The 25,999-nt window shown below is 70.9% G+C and carries 26 protein-coding genes; 15 read left to right on the forward strand and 11 right to left on the reverse strand.

The window, feature by feature from the left end; genetic code table 11:
• The first annotated feature begins 39 nt into the window (after positions 1–39).
• The 9 genes from OWM54_RS18345 (at position 40) to OWM54_RS18385 (ending at position 11,423) form a co-directional block, all read left to right on the forward strand.
• Positions 40–2,883: a TonB-dependent receptor domain-containing protein gene (locus OWM54_RS18345; RefSeq protein WP_267698343.1), complete on the forward strand. Its 2,844-nt coding sequence runs from the start codon at positions 40–42 to the stop codon at positions 2,881–2,883.
• Positions 2,883–3,347, forward strand: a complete 465-nt coding sequence (locus OWM54_RS18350; protein ID WP_267698344.1) for a GNAT family N-acetyltransferase — start codon at positions 2,883–2,885, stop codon at positions 3,345–3,347. The genes OWM54_RS18345 and OWM54_RS18350 overlap by 1 nt, the downstream gene beginning before the upstream one ends.
• Before the next feature lie 150 nt (positions 3,348–3,497).
• Positions 3,498–4,718: an NAD(P)H-dependent flavin oxidoreductase gene (locus tag OWM54_RS18355; protein WP_223749798.1), complete on the forward strand. Its 1,221-nt coding sequence runs from the start codon at positions 3,498–3,500 to the stop codon at positions 4,716–4,718.
• 102 nt (positions 4,719–4,820) lie between these two features.
• Complete coding sequence (locus tag OWM54_RS18360) at positions 4,821–5,231, forward strand: hypothetical protein (protein WP_223749797.1); 411 nt, start codon at positions 4,821–4,823, stop codon at positions 5,229–5,231.
• 556 nt (positions 5,232–5,787) lie between these two features.
• Positions 5,788–8,103, forward strand: coding sequence for a hypothetical protein (locus tag OWM54_RS18365; RefSeq protein ID WP_267698345.1), 2,316 nt, complete (start codon positions 5,788–5,790; stop codon positions 8,101–8,103).
• Positions 8,104–8,161: 58 nt separating this feature from the next.
• Complete coding sequence (gene gloA / locus OWM54_RS18370) at positions 8,162–8,548, forward strand: lactoylglutathione lyase (RefSeq protein ID WP_223749795.1); 387 nt, start codon at positions 8,162–8,164, stop codon at positions 8,546–8,548.
• A gap of 130 nt (positions 8,549–8,678) precedes the next feature.
• Entirely contained in the window at positions 8,679–9,518 is an 840-nt protein-coding gene (nudC, locus tag OWM54_RS18375; RefSeq protein ID WP_223749794.1) for an NAD(+) diphosphatase, read from the forward strand.
• A 74-nt stretch (positions 9,519–9,592) separates the two neighbouring features.
• The gene (locus OWM54_RS18380) at positions 9,593–10,534 is read left to right on the forward strand and encodes an oxygenase MpaB family protein (protein WP_267698346.1); all 942 of its coding nucleotides are present in this window, start codon (positions 9,593–9,595) and stop codon (positions 10,532–10,534) included.
• A gap of 196 nt (positions 10,535–10,730) precedes the next feature.
• Entirely contained in the window at positions 10,731–11,423 is a 693-nt protein-coding gene (locus OWM54_RS18385) for a radical SAM protein (RefSeq protein WP_267698347.1), read from the forward strand.
• A 9-nt stretch (positions 11,424–11,432) separates the two neighbouring features.
• Here OWM54_RS18385 and OWM54_RS18390 read toward each other — a convergent pair whose 3' ends face one another.
• Positions 11,433–11,846, reverse strand: coding sequence for a B-box zinc finger protein (locus OWM54_RS18390; protein ID WP_267698348.1), 414 nt, complete (start codon positions 11,844–11,846; stop codon positions 11,433–11,435).
• 9 nt (positions 11,847–11,855) lie between these two features.
• Entirely contained in the window at positions 11,856–12,137 is a 282-nt protein-coding gene (locus OWM54_RS18395; protein ID WP_046710668.1) for a hypothetical protein, read from the reverse strand.
• A gap of 87 nt (positions 12,138–12,224) precedes the next feature.
• Between OWM54_RS18395 and OWM54_RS18400 the strand changes: the two genes are divergently transcribed.
• On the forward strand, positions 12,225–12,533 hold the full coding sequence (locus tag OWM54_RS18400; RefSeq protein ID WP_223749791.1) for a hypothetical protein: 309 nt from the start codon (positions 12,225–12,227) through the stop codon (positions 12,531–12,533).
• 4 nt (positions 12,534–12,537) lie between these two features.
• Here OWM54_RS18400 and OWM54_RS18405 read toward each other — a convergent pair whose 3' ends face one another.
• The 3 genes from OWM54_RS18405 to OWM54_RS18415 all read right to left on the reverse strand — a co-directional run bounded on the left by OWM54_RS18405 (position 12,538) and on the right by OWM54_RS18415 (position 13,647).
• Positions 12,538–12,912, reverse strand: a complete 375-nt coding sequence (locus tag OWM54_RS18405; RefSeq protein ID WP_141333091.1) for a hypothetical protein — start codon at positions 12,910–12,912, stop codon at positions 12,538–12,540.
• Positions 12,913–13,083: 171 nt separating this feature from the next.
• On the reverse strand, positions 13,084–13,338 hold the full coding sequence (locus OWM54_RS18410; protein ID WP_141333092.1) for a GIY-YIG nuclease family protein: 255 nt from the start codon (positions 13,336–13,338) through the stop codon (positions 13,084–13,086).
• Positions 13,339–13,419: 81 nt separating this feature from the next.
• Positions 13,420–13,647 carry a hypothetical protein gene (locus OWM54_RS18415; RefSeq protein WP_370640400.1) on the reverse strand — a complete coding sequence of 76 codons (228 nt, stop codon included), beginning with the start codon at positions 13,645–13,647 and terminating at the stop codon, positions 13,420–13,422.
• A 236-nt stretch (positions 13,648–13,883) separates the two neighbouring features.
• On the opposite strand from OWM54_RS18415, the gene OWM54_RS18420 reads away from it, so the two are divergent.
• From OWM54_RS18420 to pdxA, 4 genes are all read left to right on the forward strand, one after another.
• Positions 13,884–14,903 carry an alpha/beta fold hydrolase gene (locus tag OWM54_RS18420; protein WP_267701144.1) on the forward strand — a complete coding sequence of 340 codons (1,020 nt, stop codon included), beginning with the start codon at positions 13,884–13,886 and terminating at the stop codon, positions 14,901–14,903.
• Between the two features lie 281 nt (positions 14,904–15,184).
• A complete protein-coding gene (locus OWM54_RS18425) occupies positions 15,185–16,174 on the forward strand; it encodes a peptidylprolyl isomerase (protein WP_223782277.1) in 990 nt (329 codons plus the stop codon).
• 64 nt (positions 16,175–16,238) lie between these two features.
• Complete coding sequence (locus tag OWM54_RS18430; RefSeq protein WP_223749789.1) at positions 16,239–17,207, forward strand: peptidylprolyl isomerase; 969 nt, start codon at positions 16,239–16,241, stop codon at positions 17,205–17,207.
• A 34-nt stretch (positions 17,208–17,241) separates the two neighbouring features.
• Positions 17,242–18,264, forward strand: coding sequence for a 4-hydroxythreonine-4-phosphate dehydrogenase PdxA (gene pdxA, locus OWM54_RS18435; protein WP_267698349.1), 1,023 nt, complete (start codon positions 17,242–17,244; stop codon positions 18,262–18,264).
• Here pdxA and OWM54_RS18440 read toward each other — a convergent pair.
• Positions 18,188–18,523 (reverse strand): (2Fe-2S) ferredoxin domain-containing protein, encoded by a 336-nt coding sequence (locus tag OWM54_RS18440; protein WP_223749787.1) that lies wholly within the window; start codon positions 18,521–18,523, stop codon positions 18,188–18,190. The genes pdxA and OWM54_RS18440 overlap by 77 nt on opposite strands.
• Before the next feature lie 276 nt (positions 18,524–18,799).
• On the opposite strand from OWM54_RS18440, the gene OWM54_RS18445 reads away from it, so the two are divergent.
• Positions 18,800–20,224, forward strand: a complete 1,425-nt coding sequence (locus OWM54_RS18445; RefSeq protein ID WP_267698350.1) for an MATE family efflux transporter — start codon at positions 18,800–18,802, stop codon at positions 20,222–20,224.
• A gap of 29 nt (positions 20,225–20,253) precedes the next feature.
• Here the strand turns inward: OWM54_RS18445 and OWM54_RS18450 are convergent, their stop codons facing one another.
• The 5 genes from OWM54_RS18450 to OWM54_RS18470 all read right to left on the reverse strand — a co-directional run bounded on the left by OWM54_RS18450 (position 20,254) and on the right by OWM54_RS18470 (position 25,879).
• Positions 20,254–22,254: an AgmX/PglI C-terminal domain-containing protein gene (locus tag OWM54_RS18450; protein ID WP_267698351.1), complete on the reverse strand. Its 2,001-nt coding sequence runs from the start codon at positions 22,252–22,254 to the stop codon at positions 20,254–20,256.
• Positions 22,255–22,524: 270 nt separating this feature from the next.
• Entirely contained in the window at positions 22,525–22,932 is a 408-nt protein-coding gene (locus OWM54_RS18455) for a response regulator (protein WP_046710657.1), read from the reverse strand.
• Entirely contained in the window at positions 22,932–23,678 is a 747-nt protein-coding gene (locus tag OWM54_RS18460; protein ID WP_267698352.1) for a sensor histidine kinase, read from the reverse strand. The genes OWM54_RS18455 and OWM54_RS18460 overlap by 1 nt, the downstream gene beginning before the upstream one ends.
• 3 nt (positions 23,679–23,681) lie before the next feature.
• Positions 23,682–24,458 carry a response regulator gene (locus OWM54_RS18465; RefSeq protein WP_267701146.1) on the reverse strand — a complete coding sequence of 259 codons (777 nt, stop codon included), beginning with the start codon at positions 24,456–24,458 and terminating at the stop codon, positions 23,682–23,684.
• A complete protein-coding gene (locus OWM54_RS18470) occupies positions 24,458–25,879 on the reverse strand; it encodes a sensor histidine kinase (protein ID WP_141331303.1) in 1,422 nt (473 codons plus the stop codon). The genes OWM54_RS18465 and OWM54_RS18470 overlap by 1 nt, the downstream gene beginning before the upstream one ends.
• Positions 25,880–25,999 lie beyond the last annotated feature (120 nt).

The raw sequence follows: 25,999 nt of genomic DNA on the forward strand, positions 1-25,999 counted from the left end.
GGACCTCCCATTCCATAGAGGGAAGAATGTCGCCGCCCCATGGTTCCCTCACGCTCTGGCCTGCTCGTCCTGTCGCTCCTGCTCCTGTCCTCCCCTTCGTGGGCGGACAACAACGCCGACGAGGCGGATATCGCCTTCGAGCTGGGCAATGACGCCTACGCCAAGGGGCAGTACACCGAGGCGCTGCGCTCGTACTTCACCAGCTACCGGCTGGTGCCCAACCGCAACGTGCTCTTCAACATCGCCCGCTGCTTCGAGGCGCTGGGCAAGTTCAACGAGGCGTACCGCTACTACAACGACCTGCTCACCGAGGACCTGCCCACCGAGGACGCCTCGGAGGTCTCCCGCTCGCTGGACCGGCTGCGCCCCAAGGTCGCGCTGGTGAAGGTCACCACCGTGCCCAAGGGCGCGGACGTCTACGTGGACCGCATGGACCTGGGCAGCCGGGGCCGCTCGCCGCAGACGCTCGCGCTGTCGCCGGGCCGGCACAAAATCATGGTGAAGAAGGACGGCTACCGTCCCACCGAGGCCACCGTCACCGTGGCGCGCGGCAAGGAGACGGAGCAGACCTTCGACCTGTTCCTCATCACCGGCGGCGTGGAGCTGACCGGCACCCCCGAGGGCGCCGAGGTGCGTGACGCCCCCAACGGCCCCGTCATCACCAAGCTGCCCGGCCGCGCCCGCCTGCCGCCCGGCCAGCGCATCCTCTACGTGCGCGCGCCCGGCTACGCCCCCGGCCAGTACGTGGTGGACGTGCCCGCCGACGGCAGCGTGCCGCTCTCCGTGTCGCTGCGCGTGCAGGACCGCCCCTCGGGCCGGCTCGTCGTCACCGCCAACCGCGACGGCGCCACCGTGCGCGTGGACGGCCAGCCCGCGGGCTTCACGCCCACCGTCGTCACCCTCCCCGAGGGCGAGCACCAGCTGGAGGTCGAGAGCCGCGAGGTGCGCCCCCTGCGCCAGAAGGTGACGGTCATCGCCGACCAGGAGGTGAAGGTCCACGCGGAGCTCAGGTACGCGCCCCCGCCCGTGCGCGCCGCGTCCAAGAGCCTGGTCGCCGTCGACGACGCGCCCGCCTCCACCACGGTGCTCACCCAGGAGGAGCTGCGCGCGTTCGGCTGGCGCACGCTCGCCGAGGCGCTGTCGGGCGTGCGCGGCTTCTTCCTCACCGACGACCGCACGTACACCTACCTGGGCGTGCGCGGCTTCTCGCCCCCGGGCGACCTCAACACGCGCATCAGCATCCTCTGGGACGGCCACCCCATGAACGACGTGTGGGCCGGCCAGGGCTTCGCCGCGCACGACTTCAACGTGGACCTGCTCGAAATCGAGCGCATCGAGGTGGTGCGCGGCCCGGGCAGCTCGCTCTACGGCACCGGCGCCTTCTTCGGCGTCATCAACGTGGTGCCCCGCGAGTCGCTCGGCCAGGACAAGCACCTGGAGGTGACGGGCGCCGTGGGCGCGCTGGGCACGACGCGTGGACACGCCACCGCGGCGTGGGCGAGCGGCAACCGCTCCATCCTGGTGAGCGCCGCGGCCCTGACGGCCTCGGGCGCGGACACCACGCGGCTGCTCGCCGACCGGGAGTACCTGGTCACCGGCCTCGACGCGGAGCGCGCCGCCACCGGCTCCATGCGCGCGCGCGTGGGCGACTTCGCCTTCCAGGCCATGCTCAACGTGCGCTCCAAGGAGCTGCCCACCGCGCCCTACGGCACCGTCCCCGGTACGGAGGGCAACCGCGTGAAGGACCTGCGCTTCTTCGCGGAGGGCCGCTACGAGCACGAGTTCTCCGAGAACTTCAGCCTGTCCGCGCGCGGCTCGTTCGACCTGAGCCGCTACGACGGCATCTACGTGTACCAGGAGTCGGCCGGCGGCCCGCGCGAGGAGACCGGCGACGCGGACTGGGTCAACGCGGAGCTGCGCGCGCAGGTGGGGCTGTTCGAGGGCAACCGGCTCACCCTCGGCGTGGAGGCCCAGGGCCAATTGGGCGTGCGGCAGTCGACGAACCCCGGCCCCATCCTCGAGACCAAGACGCGCACCATCCTGTCCGCGTACCTGCTCGACGAGTGGAAGCTGCACCCCCGGCTGAGCCTGTCGGCGGGCCTGCGCCTGGACAAGTACACGGACGTGGACGAGACCCCCATCACGCCGCGCGTGGCGCTCATCGCCCGCCCCTACGACGCGGGCCTCACCAAGCTGGTGGCCGGTAACGCCTTCCGCGCGCCCACCATCTACGAGCTGCACTACGCGGACGGCATCACCCAGGCCGCGCCGGAAGCGCTGGACCCGGAGACCATCACCACCTTCGAGCTGGAGCACGGCCACGACTTGACGGACGAGCTGCGGCTCACCGTGGCCGGCTACCACAACCGCATCTCCAACCTGGTCCGGCTGCAGGAGGAGGCCAACCCCTCCGGCCAGTGCGGCACCTCCACCGAGTGCCTCGTGTTCGGCAACGACAGCGGCACCACGCTGGCGTGGGGCGCGGAGGCAGGCGTGCACTGGCAGCCGGGTCGCTACCTGCTGGTGGACATGAGCTACTCGTACGTGCGGCTGCGCAACGCCTCGGACGAGGTGGCCGCCGCGGCCCCCGCGCACCTGGTCTCCGGTCGCCTGCTGATGCCCATCGGCGGCGGCGACATGCGGCTGGCCACCCAGGCCACCTACCAGAGCGCGCGCCCCACCGGAGAGGGCGGCGCCGACAGCGGCGAGGCGCTGCTCATCAGCTTCGGCCTCTCCGGTGACTACGGCCCGCTGCGCTACTTCGCCGGCGTCCACAACCTGCTCGACACCAGCTATCGGATTCCGGTGTCGGACGAGAATTCCATCGCGCCGGTGCCCCAGTACGGTCGCACCTTCACCCTGCAGCTGACCGGGACGTTCTGATGAGCGCGTCCGGCGCCGCGCCGTCCGGGCTCGCGCTCGACTTCATCCAACCCGGCCACGCGCTGTATGCCGGGGAGCTGGAGCTGCGCTTCCGGGTGCTGCGCGAGCCGCTCGGCTACACGCGCGAGCAGGTGACGTTCCCCTTCGAGGACACAAGCCTCCATCTGGTGGCGCACGTGGGCGGACAGGTGCTCGGCTGTGTCCTCTTCCATCCCGAGGACCCGCGGGGTGGCCGGCTGTTCCAGATGGCCGTGACGCCAGAACTCCAGGGCCGCCAACTGGGCGCCCGACTGGTCCGGACGTTGGAGGCGGAGCTCGTGCGGCGAGGCCTCACCCAGGTCCACCTGCATGCCCGACAGGCGGTCGTCCCCTTCTACGAACGGCTGGGTTATTCCACGTACGCGGAAGCGTTCCTGGAAGTCGGCATTCCACATCGGCACATGCGGAAGTCACTCGGGACGTAGGCGCGTGAGCGGTGCTCACCAGCGGACACCGGCGCATGTCGTCGAGCATCCGGGCGGACCATCGCCGTGTCGCCCCCTGACCTCAACAACCGGGGGATGCTGGTAACCTTTCCAGCGCGGTCAGCGAGCCAGCGACATCGAGGAGAGACGATGAACGGAACGAACGACGGACGCGGCGCGCCCCCTTCCCATCGGGCCGGCCCCTCGGGAGCTCCCAGAGACAGCGAGCTGGAGGACGAGGGCCTCGCCTCCGACGCGGAGGCCGAGCGCGCGCCTCGCCGCCCCATCCAGGTGATGGAGGACAACACGCTGCACACGCGGCTGACGAAGGACCTGGGGGTGCACTACCCCTTCGTCAGCGCGGGCATGGCCTTCGTGGCGCTGCCGCCGCTGGTCATCGCGGTGTCGGAAGCAGGTGGCATCGGCATGCTGGGCTCTGCGCCCGAGCCCGCGCCGTTCCTGCGCGCTCGCATCCAGGCCATCCGCGCCGGCACGCAGCGGCCCTTCGGCGTGGACTTCATCCTGGACCATGCGCGGGCCGGGGACCTCACCACGCGCGAGCACATCGACACGTGCATCAGCGAGCGTGTCCCCGTGGTCGCGTTCCACTGGGCCCTGCCTCCGGCCGCGTGGGTGAAGGACTTGAGGGCCGCGGGCATCCGCGTCTGGGTGCAGGCGGGCTCGGTGGAGTTCGCGAAGGACGCGCTGGCGCTCGGCGTGGACGGGCTCATCGCGCAGGGGCGACAGGCGGCGGGCTACAACCGGGGGACCACGCCCACGTTGAAGCTGGTGCGGGAGCTGCGCGCGTTGACGAGCGAGCTGCCCCTGTTGGCCGCGGGAGGCATCGCGGACGCGCTGAGCGCGGCGCGCGCGATGTATCACGGCGCGGACGGCGTCTGGGTAGGCACGCGCATGGTGGCCTCCGTGGAGGCGTACGCGCACCCGGGCTACAAGCAGCGCCTGGTCGACGGGGACGCGCGCGACTCGGACTTCACCACGCTCTTCGGTCCGGAGTGGAGCGGCCCGAGGCAGCGGGTGCTGCGCAACCGCGTGGTGCGCGAGTGGGCGGGCCGGGAGGCGAAGGCGCCGACGCAGACGCAGGACACCATCGGCACGACGCGGCTGTTCCCGGGGCTCGCGGGTGGTGACGCGCTGTACACGATGCCGCGCTTCAGCGCCTTCGTGCCCACGCCCGACACGCAGGGGGATTTGGAGGAGATGGTGCTGCCCGCCAGCGGCTCCAGCATGGCGCGCATCGAGAGCGTGCAGCCCGCCGGGCAGATCGTGGTGGAGATGATGGAGGGGGCGCACCGGCTGCTCGCGAACCCGTACGAGCTGGAGGCGGACACCGACGAGAACGACCGCTCCTGAGGCCGGACGGACGGCGCTCCGCCCGCCTGGTCTCGGGCGGAGGATTCGGGTGATGCGGCCGTGGGAGTTGGAGTAGGAACCCATCGACGACGGGTGGGCTCCATGACGATGACGAAGACGCAGGCGCACTGGCGACGCGTGGCACTCTCGGGATGGCTCGGGCTCGCGCTGTGCGGCGGCGTGGTGGTGGCGCGGGCGGTGACTTCGGAGGTGAGGGCCCCCTCGCGGCGCCTGTCCCCGGAGGAGCGCGAGCTGCTGGGCAGGATGGCCGCGGAGGCCGAGCCCCACTGGCGGCGGCGCTCGATGCACTCGTTCCCCGGCGACCACTGGTCCCAGGATGACGACTTCGGCGCCTCCGAGCGCGGCTGGGTGATGAGCGAGGCGCGACGGCGCGATGTGCCCGTCACGGACGTGTTCGACGCCATCGACACGGAGCTGCGCGCCTCGTCGCCCGTGACGGCGCCTCGCAAGGCCACCGCGAGCCCGTGCAAGCCACGGCCGTTCTACGACTGATGCGCGGCGAGACCTCTCACCTCGCGTGGTCCGCGCGTGCCTCGCGCGACGGCGGCGCTCGCGAGCGGGCGGATGAGGAGTGCGCTCCGACGCAAGGGGGCTTCCGGCGCGTGACGTCGCCCGGGGCAACCGGAGCGCTTGGCCTCGCCGGTTGCTCACTGCAACCACGGTGGGAAGCGACAGTCGCTGACCTCCCGATGCCACGGGCGAGCCTCCCACACGAGGCGTCGCCCGGGACGGACGGAGCGCATCGCCCCGCCGATTCCTCATTGGCTCCTCGGTGGGAGCCGCTGGCCGATGCGCTCTCGCCGATGCGCGGGAGCACCTCACACGTGACGTCGTACGGAGCCGATGAAGCGCTCTGCCCCACCGCTTCCTCACTGCATTCTGGATGGGCGGCGACAGCCGATGTTCACTCGCCGATGCGCGGAAGTACCTCGCGCGTGACGCCGCCCGGAGCCGATGAAGCGCTCCGCCCCACCGCTTCCTCACTCCATCCTCGACGGATGCGAGCCACCTCTCCCGCTCTCGCGCTCCACGGCGCGCCCCTTCGCGCATGACGACCTCGTCCCACGGATTGCTCCGCGCCGTGCACCGCGCCGCCTCGCTCACCAGCGTGCGCCTGGCCCTCTTCGGCGTCATCGCGCTCATCGCGTGCTGGCGGCCCCTGTCCGTCGCCGGCGGGCTGAACGACTTCCGCGACTCGCACCTGCTCGACTCGTACGAGGACGCGGGCACCCGCAGCGTGACTCACTACGGACAGCTCCCGCTGTGGAACCCCTGGTCCTGCGGTGGCCAGTACGCGCTCGGCAGTCCGCAGACGCGCGTCTTCGCGCCCACCGTTCTGGTGTCCTCGCTCATCGGTCCGCGCCGCGCGGAGCCCGTGCTGCTGTGGATGTTCCTCGTGCTCGGCATGGAGGGCTTCTTCCGCTACGCCCGACGACGCGTGGGCTCCGCGGCAGGCGCGCTCGGCGCCGCGCCCCTCTTCGGGTTGATGGGCTTCACCGCGCTGTCCTGGTCCATCGGCTGGCTCAACTTCGCGGGCTTCCTCCTGCTGCCGTGGCTGCTCGTCGGCACCCGCCGCGCCGTCGAGGGCAGACTGTCCGGCGCCGCGCTCGTGGCCGCCGTCTTCTCCCTGCTGCTCGCCTTCGGCGGCACCTACCCCGTGCCCATGGGCGCCCTCTTCGTCGTCCTCGAGACGGGCCGCTCGCTCTACACCCTTCGCGGCACGCCCCGCCGCCTCCAGGCCCTGTGGTCCCTGGGCGCCACCGCGTGCTTCACGCTGGCCGCCTGTGCCTTCCGCCTGTGGCCCATCCTCGAGACGATGCGCTCCTCGCCGCGCGTCATGGCCGGCACGCCGGGCAACGACCTCACGCCCCTCGTGAAGATGCTGCTCGAGCTGCCGGCACGCTCCGGCTACAGCGATACCGGCAACTTCTACTTCGCCCCCGCCGCGCTCGCGCTCGCGCTGCCGGCCCTCGCCTTCGCGTGGCGGCGCGCGCTGTACCCCGCCATCGTCGCCGGCCTCTGCGCGTGGATGGCCGCGGGCTACGCGGCGTCACCGTCCCTGTTCGCGGGCCTGCGCACGCTGCCCATCTTCGAGACGTTCCGCTACCCCGAGCGCTTCCTCGTCCCCACCTGCTTCTTCCTCGCCGAGTTGGCCGCGCTGGGCCTCGCCGTCCTGCTGGCGCGCACGTGGCGCTCGCCCGCGCGGTGGACCTGGGCCGCGGCGGCCGCGTGCGCGGTGGCCCTGGCGAGCTGGGGGCTCCAGCTTCGCGCCTTCGACAACCTCTCTCACTGGGCGCAGATGATTCCGCAGCCCGTCGAGAAGGAGCAGCCCTTCGCGCAGGCGCGCGGCAACCGCTGGTCCCAAGGCCACCTGCTCGCGCTCAACCGAGGCTCCATCGCCTGCGGTGAAGCGTGGCCCGTGCCCATGTCCTCCAAGCTGCGCGGCGACCTGAACCAGGAGGAGTACCTGGAGGAGCCCGGCTCCGGCACCGCGCGCCGCGTGGAGTGGACGCCCAACCGCGTCACCGTGGACGTGGAGGCCACGCGGCCCACCGTGCTGCTGGTCAACCAGAACTGGCACCCCGGCTGGAAGTCCTCACAGGGCGAGGTCGTCTCGCGCGACGGGCTGCTCGGCGTGCGCGTGCCCGAGGGTCGCCATCAGGTGGTGCTGAGCTTCCTGCCCCGCTCGGGGCTCGGCGGCACCCTGGTGTCCGTGCTCGCGTGGGTGGGGCTCGGCTTCCTGTTGTGGCGCGAGCGTCGGGGACAGCGGCTGTCCTGGCCCGCGACGGTGGGCGTGGCCCTGGTGCCCCTCGTCGCGTGGGGCGCCGTGGCCACCGCCTGGAGCGAGCCCGTGGCGAAGCCGGACCCGCGCAACCAGGATGGCTCTCCGCTGACGGTGGCGCAGCTGCCCGCGAAGGCCACGCCCATCAACGCACGCTTCGGTGTGCCCGTGGAGCTGGTGGCCGCGGAGATTCCCGAGGAGCCCGACGCGGAGGGCATCGCGTCCATGGTGCTGAACTGGCGCGTGACGGGGCCGGTGCCGCGCTCGGTGGGCATCTTCGTGCACATCGTCGCGGCGGACGGTCGTCGGCTCGGCGCGGACCACGACGTGGTGGGCGGCACCTGGTTCTTCACCGACGCACCCAGGGACACGCTGCTGCGCGACGCGTTCTCCGTGTCCACGCGCGGCTGGCCCCAGGGCGAGTGGACGGTCATGGTGGGGCTGTGGCACGCGGGCGGCGACCAGTCGCGCGTGCCCCTGCTCGAGGCGCCGGGACGGCCGATGTCCGATGGCCGGGTGGCCGTGGGGACGTTCACCGTTCCACGGAAGGTCCGGGCGAACGAGTCCTCCGTGAACCCATAGTCCGAGTGCCGACAGCCCGCGCGAGACGCGCGGCGCCCGGGGCGTTATGAAGCGCGGCATGCGAATCCTGCACACCATGTTGCGCGTGGGGAATCTGGAGAAGTCGCTCGACTTCTACACCCGGATCATCGGCATGACGCTCTTGCGCCGCCGCGACTACCCCGATGGGAAGTTCACCCTGGCCTTCGTCGGCTTCGGCCCCGAGGACACGCATCCCGCGCTGGAGCTCACCCACAACTGGGGCGTGGAGAAGTACGAGCTGGGCACGGCCTACGGCCACGTGGCCCTGGGCGTGAAGGACATCCGCAAGACGTGCGACGCCATCCGCGAGGCCGGCGGCAAGGTCGTCCGCGAGCCGGGGCCGATGAAGCACGGCACCACCGTCATCGCCTTCGTCGAGGACCCGGACGGCTACCGCGTCGAGCTCATCGAGCAGGGCACCTGAAAGCCCCCGTCCCCACGCGAGGGAGGGCTGACGTGACGTCCCAGCCCCCCGCGCCACGCCCCCGTGAAGCCACCCGGGGCCCCCGGAACGAGTCCTGCGTGCGTGGGCCCGGCCCATTAAGCTGCCCCCCGTGAGCCCCACCCCCATCTTCCTCCCCAGCCACGAGCCGCCCGCGCGTCCTCGCGACAACGCGCTGCTCTTCCTCGCGCGCGGCATGGAGCTGCTCATCTCCGAGCGCGATGGCGCCATCGTCCTGCCCACCGGCGCGGCGTTCCCCGACGTCGTCCCGGCGGCGCACTACCTGGGCACGCTGGACGGCGTGGACTGCTACACCGCGCCGCTTCCCCGGGACTTCACGCCGCCCGAGGGCACCACGCTGGTGCCCGCCCGCGCGCTCTACAAGCGGCTGGACGAGGTGCGCTTCGCCATCGCGGGGCGCGCGCTCGCCATCTCCGAGTGGGACGTGCAGCACCGCTTCTGCGGACGCTGCGGCCAGCCCACGCAGCTCGTCTCCGGAGAGCGCGCCCGCAGGTGCCCGGTGGACAACACTCCGTTCTATCCGCGCATCTCCCCCGCGATGATTGTCCTCGTCACCCGGGGCGACACGATGCTGCTCGCGCGCAACTCCACCCTGCCGGAGCCCATGTTCAGCACGCTCGCGGGCTTCGTGGACGCCGGTGAGTCGCTGGAGGAGTGCGTCGCGCGCGAGGTGAAGGAGGAGGTCGGCATCGAGGTGAAGAACATCCGCTACTTCGGCTCGCAGCCCTGGCCCTTCGGGCGCTCGCTGATGGTGGGCTTCACCGCCGAGTACGCGGGCGGCGACATCCAGGTCGACGGCAAGGAGATCGCCGAGGCCCACTGGTTCCACCCGGACAACCTGCCCCGCGTCCCGCCGCGCCTGAGCATCGCCCGACACCTCATCGACGCCTTCGTCGAGCGCGTGAAGGCCCGCCCTCCCACCGGGCGGTGAGCCCGCGAGTGCCAACAAGCGGGCGCCACGGGCATTCGGTACAGTGCCCGCCAGCTCTCGCAGGAGGGACCCGGATGAAGCGCTTCGCGCTGCGCGACCGAACCGACCGCCTGGACGCGGTGACGCAGTACGAGGACATCGTCCGCATCCTCGCCACCCAGGAGTTCCCCTGGGACATCACCCAGGCGCTCAGCTTCGCCCTGTTCCGCACCTACGCGGTGCCGAGCATCGGCGTGCTGCTGCACGACACCGGCGAGTTCACCGCGCGCCCCCAGAAGCGCTACGACGACACCGTGCTCATCCTCGACGCCATCCTCGAGCACGGCATGGCCAGCACCGCGGGGCGCGCGGCCCTGCGCCGGATGAACCAGATGCACGGCGCCTATGACATCTCCAACGACGACATGCGCTACGTGCTGTCCACCTTCGTCGTCACGCCCGTGCGCTGGCTCGCGGAGTTCGGCTGGAGGGCGCTGACGCCCCACGAGGTGACGGCGTGGACGCACTACTACCGCGCCATGGGTCGCCACATGGGCATCCAGGACATCCCCGGGACGTACGAGGACTTCGTCAGCTTCATGGACGGCTACGAGGCGAAGCACTTCGCCTTCGACACGCGCAGCCGCGCCGTCGCCGACGCCACGCTGGAGCTGCTCACCACCTTCCCTCCGTCGAACCTCGCGCCCAAGCCGCTCGTCACGCTGTTCGCGCGCACGCTCATGGAGGATGCGCTGCTGGACGCCTTCCACTACCCGCGCCCGTCCTCGCTCAGCCGGAAGGTGTTCCGCTCCGCGCTGTGGCTGCGCGGCCGGTTCGTGCGCTACGCGCTGTCGCCTCGCGAGACGCCGCTGTTCGGGCGCGAGGGCTCCAACCTGCGCACCTACCCCCAGGGCTTCGACGTCGAGAAGCTGGGCACCTTCCCCAAGGGCTGCCCCGTGCATCACCACCGCACGGCCGCCGCCCCCACCGCGGAGCCCGAGGCCGCTCCGCCCCGTCAGGGCACCGCCGGCACCTGAAGGCCTGGGCGCACCCGGGCGTCCGGACAGCCGCAAGTCCTCCAGATTGCTCGGGGTTCCCGCCCCCTGGCGCCCTGGGGCCGGGCGGGGAATCCGGTGGCGCGGCCGGGGCGTTGGCTCGGGATTGGGGGAGCGGCTTGACCTCGTGGGCTGACTGGGGTTGAAGCGCCGCTCCCTCCCGTCTCACGAAGAAGCCATGCCCGCCGCGCGTCCGCACATCGAGCCCCGTCTGGTCCCCACCGCCGACTCCGTGGTGGTGAAGGAGATCTACCTCTCCCTCCAGGGCGAGTCCTCGCACGCGGGCCTGCTGTGCGCCTTCGTCCGCCTCACCGGCTGCCACCTGCGCTGCACGTACTGCGACAGCGAGTTCGCCTTCCACGGCGGCACGCGCATGAAGAACGCGGACGTGGTGGAGCAGGTGAAGGCCCTGCGCACGCCGCGCGTGGAGGTGACGGGCGGCGAGCCGCTCTTGCAGCCCGGCGTGTATCCGCTGATGCAGTCGATGCTCGACGCGGGGCTCATCGTGCTGCTGGAGACCAGCGGCGCCATCGACGTGCGCCTGGTCCCTCCGGCGGTGCACAAGATCGTCGACATGAAGACGCCGTCCTCGGGCGAGTGCGCGCGCAACGACTTGCGCAACTTCTCGTCGATGAACGCCAACGACGAGGTGAAGTTCGTCATCGGCTCGCGCGAGGACTACGAGTGGTCCAAGGCGCTCATCGCCGAGCACCGCCTCACCGAGAAGCCCTTCTCGCTGCTGTTCTCCACCGTGTTCGGCAAGCTGCACCCGCGCGAGCTGGCGGAGTGGACCATCGAGGACCGGCTCTCCGTCCGCTTCCAGCTCCAGATGCACAAGTACATGTGGGACCCGAACGAGCGCGGCGTCTGACGACGGGCCTCACCTGTCGATGGCGAGGAACAGGAACATCGCCACCCAGACGAGCACCAGCAGGAGCGTCAGCCCTCCCAGCACCCAGCCGACGCGCGCGGGCCACTTCCCCCGGACGGGGCTTTCGGCCCTGCGGATGCGCCCGGTCTCACGCAGCCCCAGCACCAGGGCGCCCGCGCCCGCCACCAGCGGCGGCAGGGGAATCCCCAGCGAGCACGGCAGGAGCACAAGCCCCGCCACGCCCAACCCCAGCGCACCCCAGGCCACGCGCGAAGCGGGCCCGTCCATGCGCAGCCGCGCCCGGCACGGCTCGCACACGGAGCCCTCCGGGACCAGCTCCACGCACTCGGCACACAGGAAGGTGCCGCAGCGCGCGCAGGTGGCGACCGCGGGCTCTTCCGGATGAAGGCCGCAGCGCGCCACGGCGGAGCGTCAGAAGCCCGGCGGCGGGAAGCGGATGGGCGGCGGCGCGAGCGCATGCGCGCCCAGCCCCAGGAACACCGCCGCCAGCGCCGCACACGACACGAAACCGGCGACGATGAAGCCCTTGTGGCGGTGCTCGAACTGGCTGAACGCGTAGAAGAACACGTAGCAGGGGATGAGCAGCACCATCACCCCCGTGCCCACGCTGCGACGGAAGGCGTGGACGAGGAGGAAGGCGGCGCACACCAGCGCGACGAGACTGAACAGGAGGGCGAGCGGGAGCAGCGGCACGCCCCTCCCTTAACACGTTCCCCCCTGGCCCGCGCGCCGTGCACATACTAAGCACGGCCCGCCGTCCTCCTTCCGAGGTGCTTGCCCATGAACGCCGCCAAGACGCTGCTCAACTTCGTCCTGCTGGGAACGCTGCTGGGCGTCCTCGTGGCGTCCTGGGTGGGCCCCAACTACCTGGGCTGGTACAACGAGACGCCGCTGGCCAGCCAGACGATGTGCAACCTGCCCGAGGTGATTCGCAACGTCACCACGGACCTCATCCACTACCAGACCATCGGCGCCGGCGTGGGCGCCTTCATCTTCCTGGTGCTGGGCGTGCTCTTCGTCATGCGCGCCAACCGCAAGGCCCGGGACACGGGCGCTCCGCCCCCGGCCGCCCCCCAGACGGCCCCCTGAAGCACTACGGCACCCGCACCAGCACCGACGGCGCCGTGCCGAGCAAGCCGCCGCCCTCGTTGTCCACCACGTTGACCTGCAGCAGGAAGTGCTTGGGCCCATCCACGTCCGGCGCCGTCCACGTGGGGGCGCGCGCGTGAGGGTCACTGAACCGGCCCGCGGGCTCCGCGGGCGACTGCGTCCAGTAGTACTCCATGCCGTCCCCGTCCGGGTCCTTCACCTCGAACAGCATCTGCACCACCTCGCCCGGCGCCACCGTCTTCGGGCTGGGGATGGGCCCGGCGGTGACCTCGGGGGAGTGGTTCACCACCATCCCGCAACCGGTACCCAGGGCGGAGATGACCAACGCGAGGAAGACTCCCGAACGAGACCGAAGCATGACCGACCCCTGCTGTGAGGAATGACTGCACGGTAACGCGTGGGCCGGGTTTCGTGTATCGGCATCCGGAACGGAAAAGACCCGGATTCCGGGATGAAAACACATGCGCGGAGAAAGGCTCACCGAGCAACAGACATCCCCGCTCCGAGGTATGACGTCGAGCCGCCGCCTTCAGCGCGGGCGACGCCTGGCGGGTGGACGGGCCGCCTCCACCATCAGCAGCTTGTCGCCCCGGGACAGGCGCTTGATGGCGGCCTCCCGCCGCAGGGCCGCGCTCCGGTCCTCGGCCGCCTCGCTCCAGACGAGCGTCACCGGCAGCCGCGCCCGCGTGTAGGCCGCGCCCCGCCCCCGACCATGGGTGGCCACCCGGCGCTCCAGGTTGTTGGTGGCGCCGGTGTAGAGCGAGCCATCACGGCAGCGCAGCATGTAGACAGTCCAGCGGGGGGCGTCGTCCGGCACGGGGGGCGCCACTGTAGCGCCACGCCGCGCCCGGCGCGCCCCCGGACGTCAGGTGGGCAGGCGCCCCTTGCCCCCACGCCGCAGGGTCAGCTTCGGCAACCTCAGCCGGAAGCGCTGCCGCTCCGGAGGAGGCTCGCCCACCCTCGCCATGACCGCCGACACCGGGGCCAGCGGATCTCCCCGCCACGCCGCCAGGATGTGCTGCTCGCTCACCAACCCCATCAGCCCGCCCCCCTCCCCCACCACGCCCAACAGCTGTACCTGGTGCCGCTCCATCACCCTCAGGGCACGCAGGAGGGTGTCTGTGGGAAAAACGGTGGCGATGAAGGATGACAATGCTTCCTTGATTGCCCGGTTTTGCCGCATCCAGTTTCCTCCGAACGGATATGCCTACATCTCCTTGCAACCCCCCTGCCGACAGGGGTGACTGCCCAGGATTGGACACGGCAACGAGCCCTGGACCGGCGTAGAGTAGGGGTGTGACACGTAGACAGGCGGCGCGGCTGGGGCGGATGGCGGACCTCTTCTCGCGGACGATGACGCGCGGAAAAGAGGGGCTGCTGACGCTGACGTTCCGCCCGGACGAGCTTTATCGGGTGCCCACGGACGACGGCGCGGCCATCTCGTTGGGGCGCTACCACGCCCGAGGGGAGCGCCGGCACGCCGAGCCCGTCATCCTCTGCCATGGGCTGGGCGCCAACCGCTTCCACCTGGACTTCGACGAGCAGTACAGCCTGGCCCGCTACCTGGCCCGCTCGGGCTTCGAGACGTGGGTGATGGAGCTGCGCGGCCGGGGGCTGGCGGGCGACTGCTCGGACTTCACGTTCGATGATCAGGCCGAGCACGACGTGCGCACCGCGCTGCGCACCGTGGTCTCCACCGGTTCCAAGGAAGTACTCTGGGTGGGGCATTCCAAGGGCGGGCTGATGCTCTACGCCCACCTGGCGCGAAATCCGCAAGCGCCGGTGCGCGCGGCGGCCATCCTGGGCAGCCCCTTCACCTTCGCGGTGCAGCCGGGGCTGCGCACCTTCATCCAGAAGGTGGAGCCGCTCCTGCGGCTGAAGGTCATCCCCACCGGCCGCGTCACCAGCATCGCGCTGCTCGGCGCGCCGCCGGGCCCGCTGAGCCGGTACATGATGCTGGCGGAGAACATGGAGCCGGACGTGGTGCGGCGCGCGCTGGCCAACGTGCCCGCCAACATCGCCGGCGGCGTGGGGCGCCAGTTCGCCCGGTGGATTTCGACCAACCGCTTCACCACCTACGACGGCGGCTTCGACTACCGCGAGGCTTTGTCGAACGTTCGCATCCCCTTCCTGCTGCTTGCGGGGAGCAAGGACCTGCTCGCCCCGCCCATGTCGGTGGCGCGGGCGAAGGAGGCCCTGGGCGGCCCGGTGAAGTTCCTCGTCGCCGGGCGGGGGCACGGCTTCGGCGCGGACTACGGGCATGCGGACCTGGTGCTGGGCCGGCGCGCCCCGGATGAAATCTTCCCCCTGGTGGAGGCGTTCCTCTCCGCGCACGCCACCCGGCCGTGAGCCGGCCGACGTGAGGGGCCTGGGCCCGGGTTGTCCCCTCCTCGGCCGCGTGCTACCCCGCTGAGCCTCTCCCCCATGAGTCTGTCCCCCCGCCTCCCACGCCCCGCCCCGCTGGCCGCCGCCCCTGGTGGACACGTGCCGGCCGAGCGCGCCCGGGACGGCGGGCGGCGCGACGACGGGGCGTCCGACAGGGCGCACAGCCCATGAGGGCTCGCTTGCCAGCTCGGGGGGCCATCCCCACCTTTGGGAGTCGCCCCCACCCTTCCCCCAGGACCTCGCGCATGCGCTTTTCTCCCACCCGCGCCCCCCTTCTGTCCCTGGTGCTCGCCCTGGCGCTGGGCCCGGCCTGCAACACCCCGGTCAAGTCCGCGCCGGAAGACACGGTGGTCGCCACCGTGAATGGCGAGGTGCTGTCGCGCACGGACTTCGAGCAGGAGCTGGCCCGGGAGCTGGCGTCCACGGACGTGTCCCAGCGCACGCCGGAGGAGATCGAGCCCTTCAAGCGCACGCTGCTGGACACGTACATCCACCGGATGCTGCTCTTGCAGGCGGCCCGGAAGAACAACCTCACCGTCACGCCCGAAGAGGTGGACCGGGGCGTGCTGCGGCTGTCGGGCGACTACCCGGCCGGCAACTTCAACGAGGTGCTGGCCCAGGGCCAGCTGTCCATGGCGGAGCTGCGCGCCCGCGAGGCGAGCCGGCTCACGATTGAGAAGCTCTTCGCCAGCCACGTGTACTCGCGCGTCGCGGTGACGGAGGAGGAGCTGCGCGCCTACTACTCCGCGCACGAGGCGGAGCTGAACGAGAGCGAGCAGGTGCACGCGGCGCAAATCGTGGTGAAGGGCCTGGACGAGGCCCGCCGGGTGCAGGCGCAGCTGAAGTCGGGCAAGAAGTTCGCGGACCTGGCGCGCAGGTACTCGCTGAGCGCGGACGCCAAGGTGGGAGGCGACCTGGGCTTCTTCCCCCGAGGACAGATGCCGCCGGCCTTCGACGAGGTGGTATTCAAGCTGGGAGTCGGTCAGGTTTCGGACGTGGTGTCCACCGAGTACGGCTACCACCTGTTCAAGGTGCTGGAGCGAAAGCCCGCCCGCAAGCGGGACTTCGCCGAGGCCCGGCAGTGGGTGGAGGCCAAGCTGCTGGAGCACAAGCGCACCGAGGCCCAGGAAGCCTTCGAGAAGGACCTGCGGGACAAGGCGCAGGTCCAGGTGAACGAGGCCACGCTGCAGGCCATCCGCGGAGTGCCCGCGGTGGTCCCGCAGGCGGCGAAGTGACGGGAAATGCAGGGGGTCGTCGGAAGGTTGGACGGCGCCTGGGTGGTGCGGAAGGATGCACGGAATGAAGAAGCTGGTGGCATTCGTCGCTGCGGCGGCGCTCCTGGGGGGCGCCACGTCGGCGCGCGCGGAGCTGGTGGACAAGGTGGCCGCGGTGGTGAACCGCGACGTCATCGCGCTGTCGGAAGTGCAGCAGCGCGCGGCGCCGGAGGTGTCGCGCCTGAACGACCCGGATCCACGCAAGCGCGCGGAGATGCGCGCGCAGCTGATGAAGACGGCGCTCGACACGCTCATCGGCGAGAAGCTGATGGAGTCCGAAATCACGGAGATGGGCATCTCCGCGACCGAGGGCGAGGTGGACGAGCTGGTCAACGACGTGCGCCGGCAGAACAACATCACGGACCCCGCGCAGTTCGAGCAGGTGCTCGCCGCCGAGGGGCTGACGATGAAGGCCTACCGGGAGATGCTGCGCAAGCGCATCCTGCGGGACAGGCTCCTGCGCATGAAGGTGGGCCCCAAGGTGAAGGTCACCGAGGAGGACCTGAAGGCGGCCTACAACCAGTACGCCCGCGTGGAGAGCGAGGACTCGGAGGTCCACGCGCGCCACATCCTGGTGCAGGTGGACCCGAAGGCCACCGAGGAGCAGGTGGCCGCCGCGCGCAAGAAGGCCGAGGGCATCGCCCAGGAGGCCCGCCGCGAGGGCATGGACTTCGCCTCCCTGGCGCGCGCGCGCAGCGAGGGCCCCAGCGCGCAGGACGGCGGAGACTTGGGCTGGTTCAAGCGCGGCGTGATGGTGGCCGCGTTCGAGAAGGTCGCCTTCAACCTGAAGGAGGGCGAGGTCAGCGAGCCGGTGCGCACCAACTTCGGCTGGCACATCCTGAAGGTGGAGGAGCGCCGCTCGGTGGCCGCCACCTCGTACGACGAGATGCGTCCGAAGCTGGAGAACAAGCTGCTCCAGGAGAAGACGGACAAGTTCCTCGACCAGTACGTGCAGGAGCTGCGGCAGAAGGCGAACGTCGAAGTGAAGATGTAGCCGGACGGAGGTCCGGCGGGGGATGCTCGGGTGCGTGAGCCTCCCCCTCGTCGGAATCTCCCTGGGTGATGTGTCGGGCATCGGGCCGGAGGTGACGGCTGGTGCCCTGGCCCGCCCCGCCGTGCGTCGCGCGCTCATCCCCGTCGTCTTCGGGGACGGGCCCACGCTGGAGCGCTTCCCCCTCTTCCGCCGCTATGCCCGCGTGGAGCTCGCCGCGCTGGGCCGCGTCGAGTCCCCCACCGTGGTGGAGGTGACGCGGCTGAACGAGCCGGAGCGCGTGCCGGGCAAGCCCTCGCGCGTCGGCGGCCGCGCGCAGTTCGCGTTCATCACCCGCGCCATCGAGGCGATGCGCGAGGGACACGTGGACGCGCTGTGCACCGCGCCGGTGTCCAAGGAGCAGATTTCGCGCGCGGGCATTCCCTTCATGGGCCACACGGAGGTGCTCGCGGAGGCGTTCGGCGCGGACGTGCTCATGATGATGGACGGGCCGCGCGTGCGCATCGCGCTGGCCACCAACCACGTGCCGCTGTCCTCGCTGTCCTCGCTGCTCACGGTGGAGAAGCTCGTCGCGCAGCTCAAGCTCCTGTCACGCAGCCTGGAGCCGGTGGTGGGCCGCAAGCCTCGCATCGCCGTGCTGGGGCTCAATCCACACGCGGGCGAGGGTGGCCTGCTGGGACGCGAGGAGGTGGAGGTCATCGGCCCCGCCATCCGCAGGGCGCGCGCGGCGAAGGTGGACGCGCACGGGCCCCTCCCCGCCGACGGCCTGTTCGCCAGGCCGGATGACATCGCCGGCAGGTACGACGCGGTGCTGGCCATGTACCACGACCAGGGTCTCATCCCGGCCAAGGCGCTGGACTTCGAGCGCACCGTCAACGTGACGCTGGGGCTGCCGGTGCCGCGCACGTCGCCGGACCACGGCACCGCCTACGCGATTGCGGGCAAGGGCGAGGCGAGCTGCGTGCCCATGGTGGAGGCGCTGCTCAAGGCCGCCCAGCTGGCGGCGGTGGGTTCGCGAGGCGCTCGGCCAGGTCCTCGCCGTCCTTCGCCGCGTCGATGAGCTGGAGGCTCGAGCCCGTGCCGTTGGGAGGCAGCACCAGCACGGTGACGAGGCCGAGCGGGCACTCGCCCAGACATCCCGAGGAGAACACGCGCGTCGTCGGTCCCAGGCCTCGCGCGGCCACGGCCTCGCGGATGCGGCGCGGCAGATCCACGCCGCCCAGGCTCGAGTCCAGGCGCACCATGCAGTTGTGACAGACGTGCAGCTCCGTCGCGGGAGCGCCAGGCGGGGCCTCGGGTGGGGGTGGCTTGCGCGACATTTCGAAACATTAAGGCCAACACGCGCCGCGCGCCGCACACATGCTCGCCTGACAGGCTCCCTGGCGCGCCCACGAAAGACCTTGCGACGACAGGGGGGCTCCGTAAGCTGCCTCATGGGTGTCGAGGGACGCCCGGACCCGGAAAGACGACGTCACCCTCCGCTGGAATCGCGTGGCCCGCTCAGGCTCCTGGCGAGTTCCTTTCATGGCCCATGCTCGGGTGAGGGCCGCTCCTGAGGGACTTTCGATGGACCCCCTGAACGAGAGCTTCGGCTCATGAAACCGTCATTCGGTCGCGACCTGACCACCGGCAGCATCCCCCGTCACATCGTCGCCTTCTCCATCCCCATGCTGGTGGGGAGCTTCCTGCAGACGGCCTACAGCTTCGTCAACGCCATCTGGGTGGGACGTTTCCTGGGCACCGAGGCGCTGGCGGCGGTGACGGTGAGCTTCCCCGTCGTCTTCGTCCTGTTCTCCATCGGCATGGGCCTCACCATGGCGACGAGCATCCTGGTGTCGCAGAGCTACGGCGCCAAGAGGATGGACGAGCTGCGCCGCGTGGTGGACAGCTCCACGCTGCTCATCTATGCGCTGGGCCTGGTGCTCACGCTGCTGGGCGAGTGGCTGGCGCCGACCATCCTCACGTTGATGGCCACGCCGCCGGAGATCCACGCGGAGTCGGTCAGCTACCTGCGCATCTTCCTGCTCTCCATGCCGCTGGGCTTCGGCCTGTTCCTGACGCGCAGCCTGCTGCAGGGCGTGGGGGACTCGAAGACGCCGCTGTACTTCCAGGCGGCCTCGCTGCTGCTGACCACGGTGCTGGACCCCATTCTGATTTTCGGTTGGATGGGATTGCCCAAGCTGGGGCTGAACGGCACGGCGTGGGCCACGGTCGTCTCGCAGCTGCTCGCGCTCACCGCGCTCATCATCTACCTGCGCAAGAAGGACGTGCCCGTCGCGCCGCGCATGCCCCGGCTGGGCCACCTGGGCCCCACCACGTTGAAGACGCTGCGCATCGGCGTGCCGGCGGCGGTGCAGCAGTCGCTGGTCTCCATCGGCATGGTGTTCGTGACGGGCATCGTCAACAGCTTCGGCGAGGTGGCCACGGCGGCCTTCGGCGCGGCGTCGCGCATCGACCAGATTGCGTTCATGCCGGCGATGACGTTCGGCATGGCCGTGTCCACGCTGGCGGGACAGAACCTGGGCGCGGGGCGGTATGACCGCGTGCAGGAGATCTTCAAGTGGGGCTGCCTGTTCAGCGGCGGCATCACCCTGCTCATCTCGCTGGTGGCGGTGTCGTTCCCGGAAGCGCTCTTGCGCATCTTCATCTCGGACCCGGCGGTCATCGCGCCGGGCGTCTCCTACCTGCACATCGTCGGGACGACCTACGTGCTGTTCGCGCTCATCTTCGTGAGCAACGGCATCATCAACGGCGCGGGGCGCACGTTCGTGACGACGGTGTTCTCGCTGGTGAGCCTCTGGGTGGTGCGCGTGCCGGTGGCGTACTGGCTGTCGCACCGGATGAACAGCGTGACGGGCGTGTGGCTGGCGATGGCGCTGAGCTTCGCGGTGTCGCTGGCCGTGAGCATGGCCTACTACTTCTCCGGCCGGTGGCGCACGCCGCTGGTCAAGAAGGCGCCGGAGGGCCCCACCGCGCCGAACCCCGGCGAGGTCTTCGGACACGAGACGGGCGAGGCCTGAAGCACGGCCCCGCCCCTCGTCGACGCGGACTAGAAGACGAACGGGAAGCGGATGGGCTCCTGCATGCGCACCGCGTGCACGGGGAACTTCCAGGTGCGCACCACGCCCTCGATGCAGCCGGCGAGCGGCGTGGCGCGCAGGGCCTGCGTGTCCATGGCGACGTTCGTCGTCTCGCCGCCGGGCTGCACGGACCAGCGCATCACGAAGCGGCCGCTCTTCTCGGCCGAGGTGTCCGCCGCGTGCTGGCGCAGACACGCGGTGATGGCGGGCTGATTCGCCAGCACCACCTGCTTCACGTCCTCCGGCGTCAGGTGCTGCTTCGCCTCGAGCGCCGGAGGCACGTACACCGTGCGGGTCGGCGCGGTGGCCTCCTCGGCCTGGGCGTCGGCCTCCTCCGTGAAGCCCAGCTCGCGCGCGAACTCCTCGTCCAGCTCGGACTCCGGCTCGTTGGCGGCGTCCGAGTCGTCCCCGGTGTCGGCGGGCGCGCTAGCGGCGTCGTTGCCGGTGTCGGGCTCGTCGAAGGTCATCTCCTGCACGGCGGCGGTCGCCACGGCGGCGACCGCAGGGGCCGCGGGCTTCGCGGTGGGCACGGGCGCGGGGGGCTCCACGCGGGAGCGACGCTCGCCGTTCTTCACCGCCTGCGTGTCACGGTGGGCCATGAGGTCCGCGTTGCTGGGGCCCGTGCTCGACGTGGGACGTGCGTTCGTGCCCACGCTCGCGCCCGGCGTGCCGACGCTCGCGAGACCCGGCAGGGCAGCACCGGCGGAGACGCCCGGGACACCGCCGAGGGACCACGCCTCCGAGGGCACGGGACGCAGGACACCGATGGGGCCCGTCGAGCCGATGCCCGTCCAGGTGGACACACCGGGGATCACCTCCCCCACCTGCGAACCCGCCGCGTTCGGTGACACACCCGCAGCGCTCCCGACATACGAACCCGAAGCGAGCATCGATGCGCCCGCGAGGACTCCCACCTGCGCACCCGCCACGCTCGGTGACGTACCCGCAGGGCCTCCGACGTACGAGCCCGAGGCCTGCGTCGAGACACTTGGGAGGCTCCCCACCTGCGAACCCGCCGCGTTCGGTGACACACCCGCAGCGCCGCCGACGTACGAGCCCGAGGCCTGCGTCGAGACACCCGTGAGGCTCCCCACCTGCGAGCCCTCCACGTTCACGGACGTACCCGAGGCGCCCCCGGCGTATGCACCCGACGCGTGCATCGGTGAACCCGCCGTGTTCACGGACGCGCCAGCGACGCTCCCCATCGCGCCCGCGCGCTCGTACGGAACCGACGCGCTCGAGCCCTGCTCCCAGATGCGAACGCTCGCGACCACGAGCATCCCCGCCGCGACGACGCCCACGCCCGCGACACCGAGCAGGACGCCCGAGACCACATCACGGCTCCGACGCGACGCCTGCGCGCCACGCCCGTGCGCCACGGCACCACTCGTCGCGCTCCACGGGTTCGACATCCCCGGCGCGATGGCGCCATCCCAGTCAGTGCGCGCGCCCTCGGCGCCACTCCCCTCCAGCGCGGAGGGCGGCACCAGGGGAATCCCCCATGGTCGCTCCTGCAGATTGAGCGGAGCCTCCGAAGTCCCCGTCGCGCGCACGGCTCGCGGCGCCTCCTTCGAGTACGACCACGCCATCCGCACCGGGTCCGCGACGGGCACCTGGGGGTTCGCGCGCATCCACTCGGGGAGCACCACGGGCACCGACTCCGGCGTGGCCACCCCGTCCGACGCCTCATCGGCGCACGAGGGCGCGGGCAGGCCCGCCAGCCACCGCGTCTCCTCCTCGGCCAGCTCCAGCAGCGCGCGCATGCCCTCCGTCACCTCGCGCGACGACGGCGCATCCGCCAGCTCACCCACCGTGAGCTCACGGTCCAGGTACGCGTCGAGGTCTCCCTCCAGCGCCTCCATCACGTTCAGCGCGTCGTTCGCATCCCCGGGCCCCAGGCCCTCCGTCTCCGGAGCACCCAGGTCCCGCGCGCGGAACCGTTCCTCGCTTCCAGTCAGAAGCTCGCCCACACACCCCTCCCCTCGACCGCGCGACCCGTCTCGCGCCAGGGCTCGCAACGTAGGGATGGGTCCGGCGCACGCCAGCGCGTCTGTCCGACGCATGACGCTTCACCGCCCGGGCACGCGCTCGCTGTCCGCTGTATCACCGCTCGCGCACGAACACGGCGACGTGCCACGCCTGCACACCGACATCACACCCCAGCGGGGCGCTCACACCCTGTCACACGGCGGAGCACCCTGACGCCGAGGCAGCCCGCCCGGAGGCCGGCGACTCCCGCGTCACGGACGACGCGGGCCCGAGGACGACGACATCCCCAGCGGCCGCTGCGGCAACAGCTTGAAGAGGAAGGCCAGCAGGTTGTCGAAGTGGTCGCCCTTGCGGAACACCGCGTCCACCGGCATGTCGATGGGACTGTCCGCTCCGGTGACGAACACCACCTTCGCGCCCGGCATGTGGTGACGCACCAGCGGAATCAGCCCCGTCCCGAAGCCGTCCCCCAGGCTCTGGTCCAGCAGCACCGCGTCGATGGGCCGCGGCTGGTTGAGCCACCGCTCCGCTTCCGAATAGGAGCCCGCCGTGACGACCGCGAACCCCGCCTCCTCCAGCAGCGCCGCGAGCGTCATCCGGTTGGACGGGTCATCTTCCACCAGCAGCAGGCATCGCCCGAAGGTCCAACTCGTCTCCATCACTTGCTCCCCCGTATCTCTTCCTGCCCCAGCCGCGTCCGGCCGCGCGCCTCCGGGCGATGGGGAAAGATGACCTCGACGTGGGTCCCCCCGGAGGGCCCCCCATCCAGCGTCACCTTCCCACCCTGGCGCAGCACCAACCGCTGCACGATGTTCAACCCCAGCCCCGCGTGTCCCGGGCGCGTGGAATAGAAAGGTTCGAAGGCACGCGAATACGCCTCCGCCGTCAGCCCCTCTCCCGAGTCCTCCACGCGAATCCCCACGCCGCCCTCACCCTCCTCAACGTCCCAGGTCCGCAGCGTGAGCATTCCGCCGCGCGGCATCGCCTCCACGGCGTTGTCCACCAGACAGCGCACCAGCAGCGCCAGGTCCTCCACGTCCAGCGGCACCGTGTCGCGCGCCTTGAGCTCGCGCACCACCCGCACGTGCTCGGGCACCCGCGCCTCCGCGAGCCCGCGCTCGGCGGCCTCGCTGGCGTGACACAGCGGCCGGTCACTGCTCGACACCGGCGCGCGGCGCGTGAGCACCTCCTCCGCGGCCGCCAGCTCCTTGTCGATGAGCTGGAAGAAGGCCTCCACCCGGGCATCCGCGCCCCAGGCGTCCGTCTTCTGCATCTTCCGCATCAGGTAGAACGAGGCATTGCGGACGCTGGCCAGCTTGTTGCGCAGGTCATGCCGCAACGTGGAGGCCACGACGTCCGCCACCGCGGCCCGCTCCCGAGCCTGGAGGTCTGCGCGCGCGCCCATCCGTCAATTCCTCGCGCCCTGGGTCCCCGCGGGCCCCTGCGCCCTCGGCTGACCCCTCACCCGGGCAATCGCTTGCACCAGCTCCCGCAGCGGCACGGGCTTGGTCATGCACACCACCGCCCCCTGTGCCGCCACCTTCCGGAGCAGCTCCGGCACCACGTGGCCCGACATGGCGATGACCGCCACCGACAGGTCCGCCGCCTTCACCTTGGCCACCAGCTCCGGCCCGCTCATCTCCGGCATCACCAGATCCAGCACGCACACGTCGAAGTCGCCCGAGCGCAGCCACGTCAGCGCTTCCTCGCCGCTGTACACGGCCCGCGCGCGCAGCCCCACGGTGCTCAGCGCACGCACCATGGCGCGCGCCACCGGCTCCGTGTCGTCCACCACCAACACCTGCGGCGCCCGCGCCGCACGCAGGATGGTGTCCAGCGCGTGCGCCACGTCGAAGGGCTTGGGCAACACGGTGAACGCGCCCTCCGCGAGCGCGTCCTCCACCAGCTCCTCCGCCGTGAAGGCCGTCATCAACACCACGGGCATGTCCGGTCGCGCCTGTTTGATGCGGCGGAGCAGGTCCACCCCGTGCAAGCCCGGCATGCGCATGTCGCTGAGCACCACGTCCACCGGGTGTTCACCCAGCAGGCGCAGCGCTTCCTCGCCGTTGGAGGCCTCCAGAACGGTGTGGCCCTCCAACTCCAGGTTCGCCGCGAGCGTGATGCGCAGCCCCTCCTCGTCGTCGACCAAAAGGATGCGAGCGGGGCCCAAAGCCACGTCCTCCATCATGCGGCCTGCGCCGCCGCGGTTGCCGGGAGATGAATATGGAATTCACTACCCCGGCCGGCTTCGCTTCGCACAGAGATTGTGCCTCCGTGACGTTGCACCATGTTGGCCACAATGGCCAGCCCCAAGCCGGTGCCGCGCGTCTTGGTTGTGAACAGCGGTTCGAAAATCTTGGGCAGCACATCCGGTGGGATGCCCGTCCCGTCATCTACCACGCGAATGGCCCAGGGCCCCGCGTCTCCACCTTCCGCCAGCACTGAAACCTGTCCCGTCCTTCCCTGAGGCATGGCCTCCACCGCGTTCTGCACCAGATTCACCAGCACCTGACGGAATTGTTCCTTGTCCAGGCTGGGCACGGGCAATGACTCCGGGACATCGTTCACGATGCGAACACCCTCCCGGGAGGGAACCACGCCGATGGCCTCGTCCACCAGAGGTCGTAAAGGACACGGCTGCAGCGCGGGGGGACGCTCGCGCGCGAAGTCGAGCAGGTCGGAGATGATCTTCGCGCACGCCCCCAGCTCGCGCTCCATGACGCCCAGGAACTGGGGCACGCGTGGGTCATCCGCGGCCCCAATCGCATCCCGGCTCAACCGTCGGGAGAGGTAGGCGTGCGCGTTGCGCACGGCGGCCAGGGGATTGCGGAGCTCGTGACCCACGCTGGCGGCGAGTTGACCCACGGCGGCCAGCTTCTCCACGCGGATGAGGTGCTCCTGGAAGCCGCTGAGCTCGCGCAGCGCGCGGTCCAGCTCGGCGGACTTCTCCTCCTCGCGCTCGCGCGCCAGCTCCAGCTCCGCGCGCCGCACCGCCACCTCGCGCATCTCCCGCCGCATCACCCTCCCCGCGTGCAGCAGCACCAGGTCCAGGCAGCCCACCCACAGCGCGTGCTCCAGGAAGCGCCACCACTCCGGATTCGGCAGGCCGTACACCGACTCCGGCCAGAGCAGGCCCCGGATGACGTGGTCCGCCACGGTGGCGCACGTCGCCGTGAGCAGCACCCACGGGTCGCGGTACAGCGAGAGGAAGGCGAGCGAGACGAAGATGTGGAAGTGTGTCTCGATGCGCCCCCCCGTCAGGTGGATGAGCAGCGAGGACCACAGCACCTGCGCCAGCGCCACGCCGTGCCGGGTGGAGGTGGCCCCGGGCCGCCAGTGCGCCAGCGCGATGGGGAACACGGTGAGCGCCGCGCCCAGGAAGAGCACCGCGTACACGTGCGCATGCAGCGCGCGGTCCTCGCCGGACCAGCCATAGGGCGACACGAAGAGGGCCACCAGGACCCCCACGGCCCACTGCGCGAGCATCAACCCCGCGAACAGCCGGTCCGTGCGACGGCGCACGGCACCCAGGTGCTCGTGGAACAGCAGGACGGCGCGTTCCTTCAGAGCCACCGTGGGGCCGCTGACATCCTCCGTGGGCTTCATGGGGTGTTCGTGGCCCGGGCCGCGGGCGGTTCCTCCGGTACGGGGCCGTAGACCGTTCGCATCATAGGCCAAGGAATGTCCGGAAGTGATGACTGCAAACCCGCGTGCCTGCTCGCTCCC

Origin of the sequence: Myxococcus sp. MISCRS1 (assembly GCF_026626605.1) — a bacterium.
GTDB lineage: Bacteria > Myxococcota > Myxococcia > Myxococcales > Myxococcaceae > Myxococcus > Myxococcus fulvus.

What these genes read in the sequence shown, in the direction of transcription:
- OWM54_RS18345 (WP_267698343.1), top strand. Translation starts at nt 40, where the DNA reads ATGGTTCCCTCACGCTCTGGCCTGCTCGTCCTGTCGCTCCTGCTCCTG.
- OWM54_RS18350 (WP_267698344.1), top strand. Translation starts at nt 2,883, where the DNA reads ATGAGCGCGTCCGGCGCCGCGCCGTCCGGGCTCGCGCTCGACTTCATC.
- OWM54_RS18355 (WP_223749798.1), top strand. Translation starts at nt 3,498, where the DNA reads ATGAACGGAACGAACGACGGACGCGGCGCGCCCCCTTCCCATCGGGCC.
- OWM54_RS18360 (WP_223749797.1), top strand. Translation starts at nt 4,821, where the DNA reads ATGACGATGACGAAGACGCAGGCGCACTGGCGACGCGTGGCACTCTCG.
- OWM54_RS18365 (WP_267698345.1), top strand. Translation starts at nt 5,788, where the DNA reads ATGACGACCTCGTCCCACGGATTGCTCCGCGCCGTGCACCGCGCCGCC.
- gloA (WP_223749795.1), top strand. Translation starts at nt 8,162, where the DNA reads ATGCGAATCCTGCACACCATGTTGCGCGTGGGGAATCTGGAGAAGTCG.
- OWM54_RS18380 (WP_267698346.1), top strand. Translation starts at nt 9,593, where the DNA reads ATGAAGCGCTTCGCGCTGCGCGACCGAACCGACCGCCTGGACGCGGTG.
- OWM54_RS18385 (WP_267698347.1), top strand. Translation starts at nt 10,731, where the DNA reads ATGCCCGCCGCGCGTCCGCACATCGAGCCCCGTCTGGTCCCCACCGCC.
- OWM54_RS18400 (WP_223749791.1), top strand. Translation starts at nt 12,225, where the DNA reads ATGAACGCCGCCAAGACGCTGCTCAACTTCGTCCTGCTGGGAACGCTG.
- OWM54_RS18405 (WP_141333091.1), bottom strand. Translation starts at nt 12,912, where the DNA reads ATGCTTCGGTCTCGTTCGGGAGTCTTCCTCGCGTTGGTCATCTCCGCC.
- OWM54_RS18410 (WP_141333092.1), bottom strand. Translation starts at nt 13,338, where the DNA reads ATGCTGCGCTGCCGTGATGGCTCGCTCTACACCGGCGCCACCAACAAC.
- OWM54_RS18415 (WP_370640400.1), bottom strand. Translation starts at nt 13,647, where the DNA reads ATGGAGCGGCACCAGGTACAGCTGTTGGGCGTGGTGGGGGAGGGGGGC.
- OWM54_RS18420 (WP_267701144.1), top strand. Translation starts at nt 13,884, where the DNA reads ATGGCGGACCTCTTCTCGCGGACGATGACGCGCGGAAAAGAGGGGCTG.
- OWM54_RS18425 (WP_223782277.1), top strand. Translation starts at nt 15,185, where the DNA reads ATGCGCTTTTCTCCCACCCGCGCCCCCCTTCTGTCCCTGGTGCTCGCC.
- OWM54_RS18430 (WP_223749789.1), top strand. Translation starts at nt 16,239, where the DNA reads ATGAAGAAGCTGGTGGCATTCGTCGCTGCGGCGGCGCTCCTGGGGGGC.
- OWM54_RS18440 (WP_223749787.1), bottom strand. Translation starts at nt 18,523, where the DNA reads ATGTCGCGCAAGCCACCCCCACCCGAGGCCCCGCCTGGCGCTCCCGCG.
- OWM54_RS18445 (WP_267698350.1), top strand. Translation starts at nt 18,800, where the DNA reads ATGAAACCGTCATTCGGTCGCGACCTGACCACCGGCAGCATCCCCCGT.
- OWM54_RS18455 (WP_046710657.1), bottom strand. Translation starts at nt 22,932, where the DNA reads ATGGAGACGAGTTGGACCTTCGGGCGATGCCTGCTGCTGGTGGAAGAT.
- OWM54_RS18460 (WP_267698352.1), bottom strand. Translation starts at nt 23,678, where the DNA reads ATGGGCGCGCGCGCAGACCTCCAGGCTCGGGAGCGGGCCGCGGTGGCG.
- OWM54_RS18465 (WP_267701146.1), bottom strand. Translation starts at nt 24,458, where the DNA reads ATGGAGGACGTGGCTTTGGGCCCCGCTCGCATCCTTTTGGTCGACGAC.
- OWM54_RS18470 (WP_141331303.1), bottom strand. Translation starts at nt 25,879, where the DNA reads ATGAAGCCCACGGAGGATGTCAGCGGCCCCACGGTGGCTCTGAAGGAA.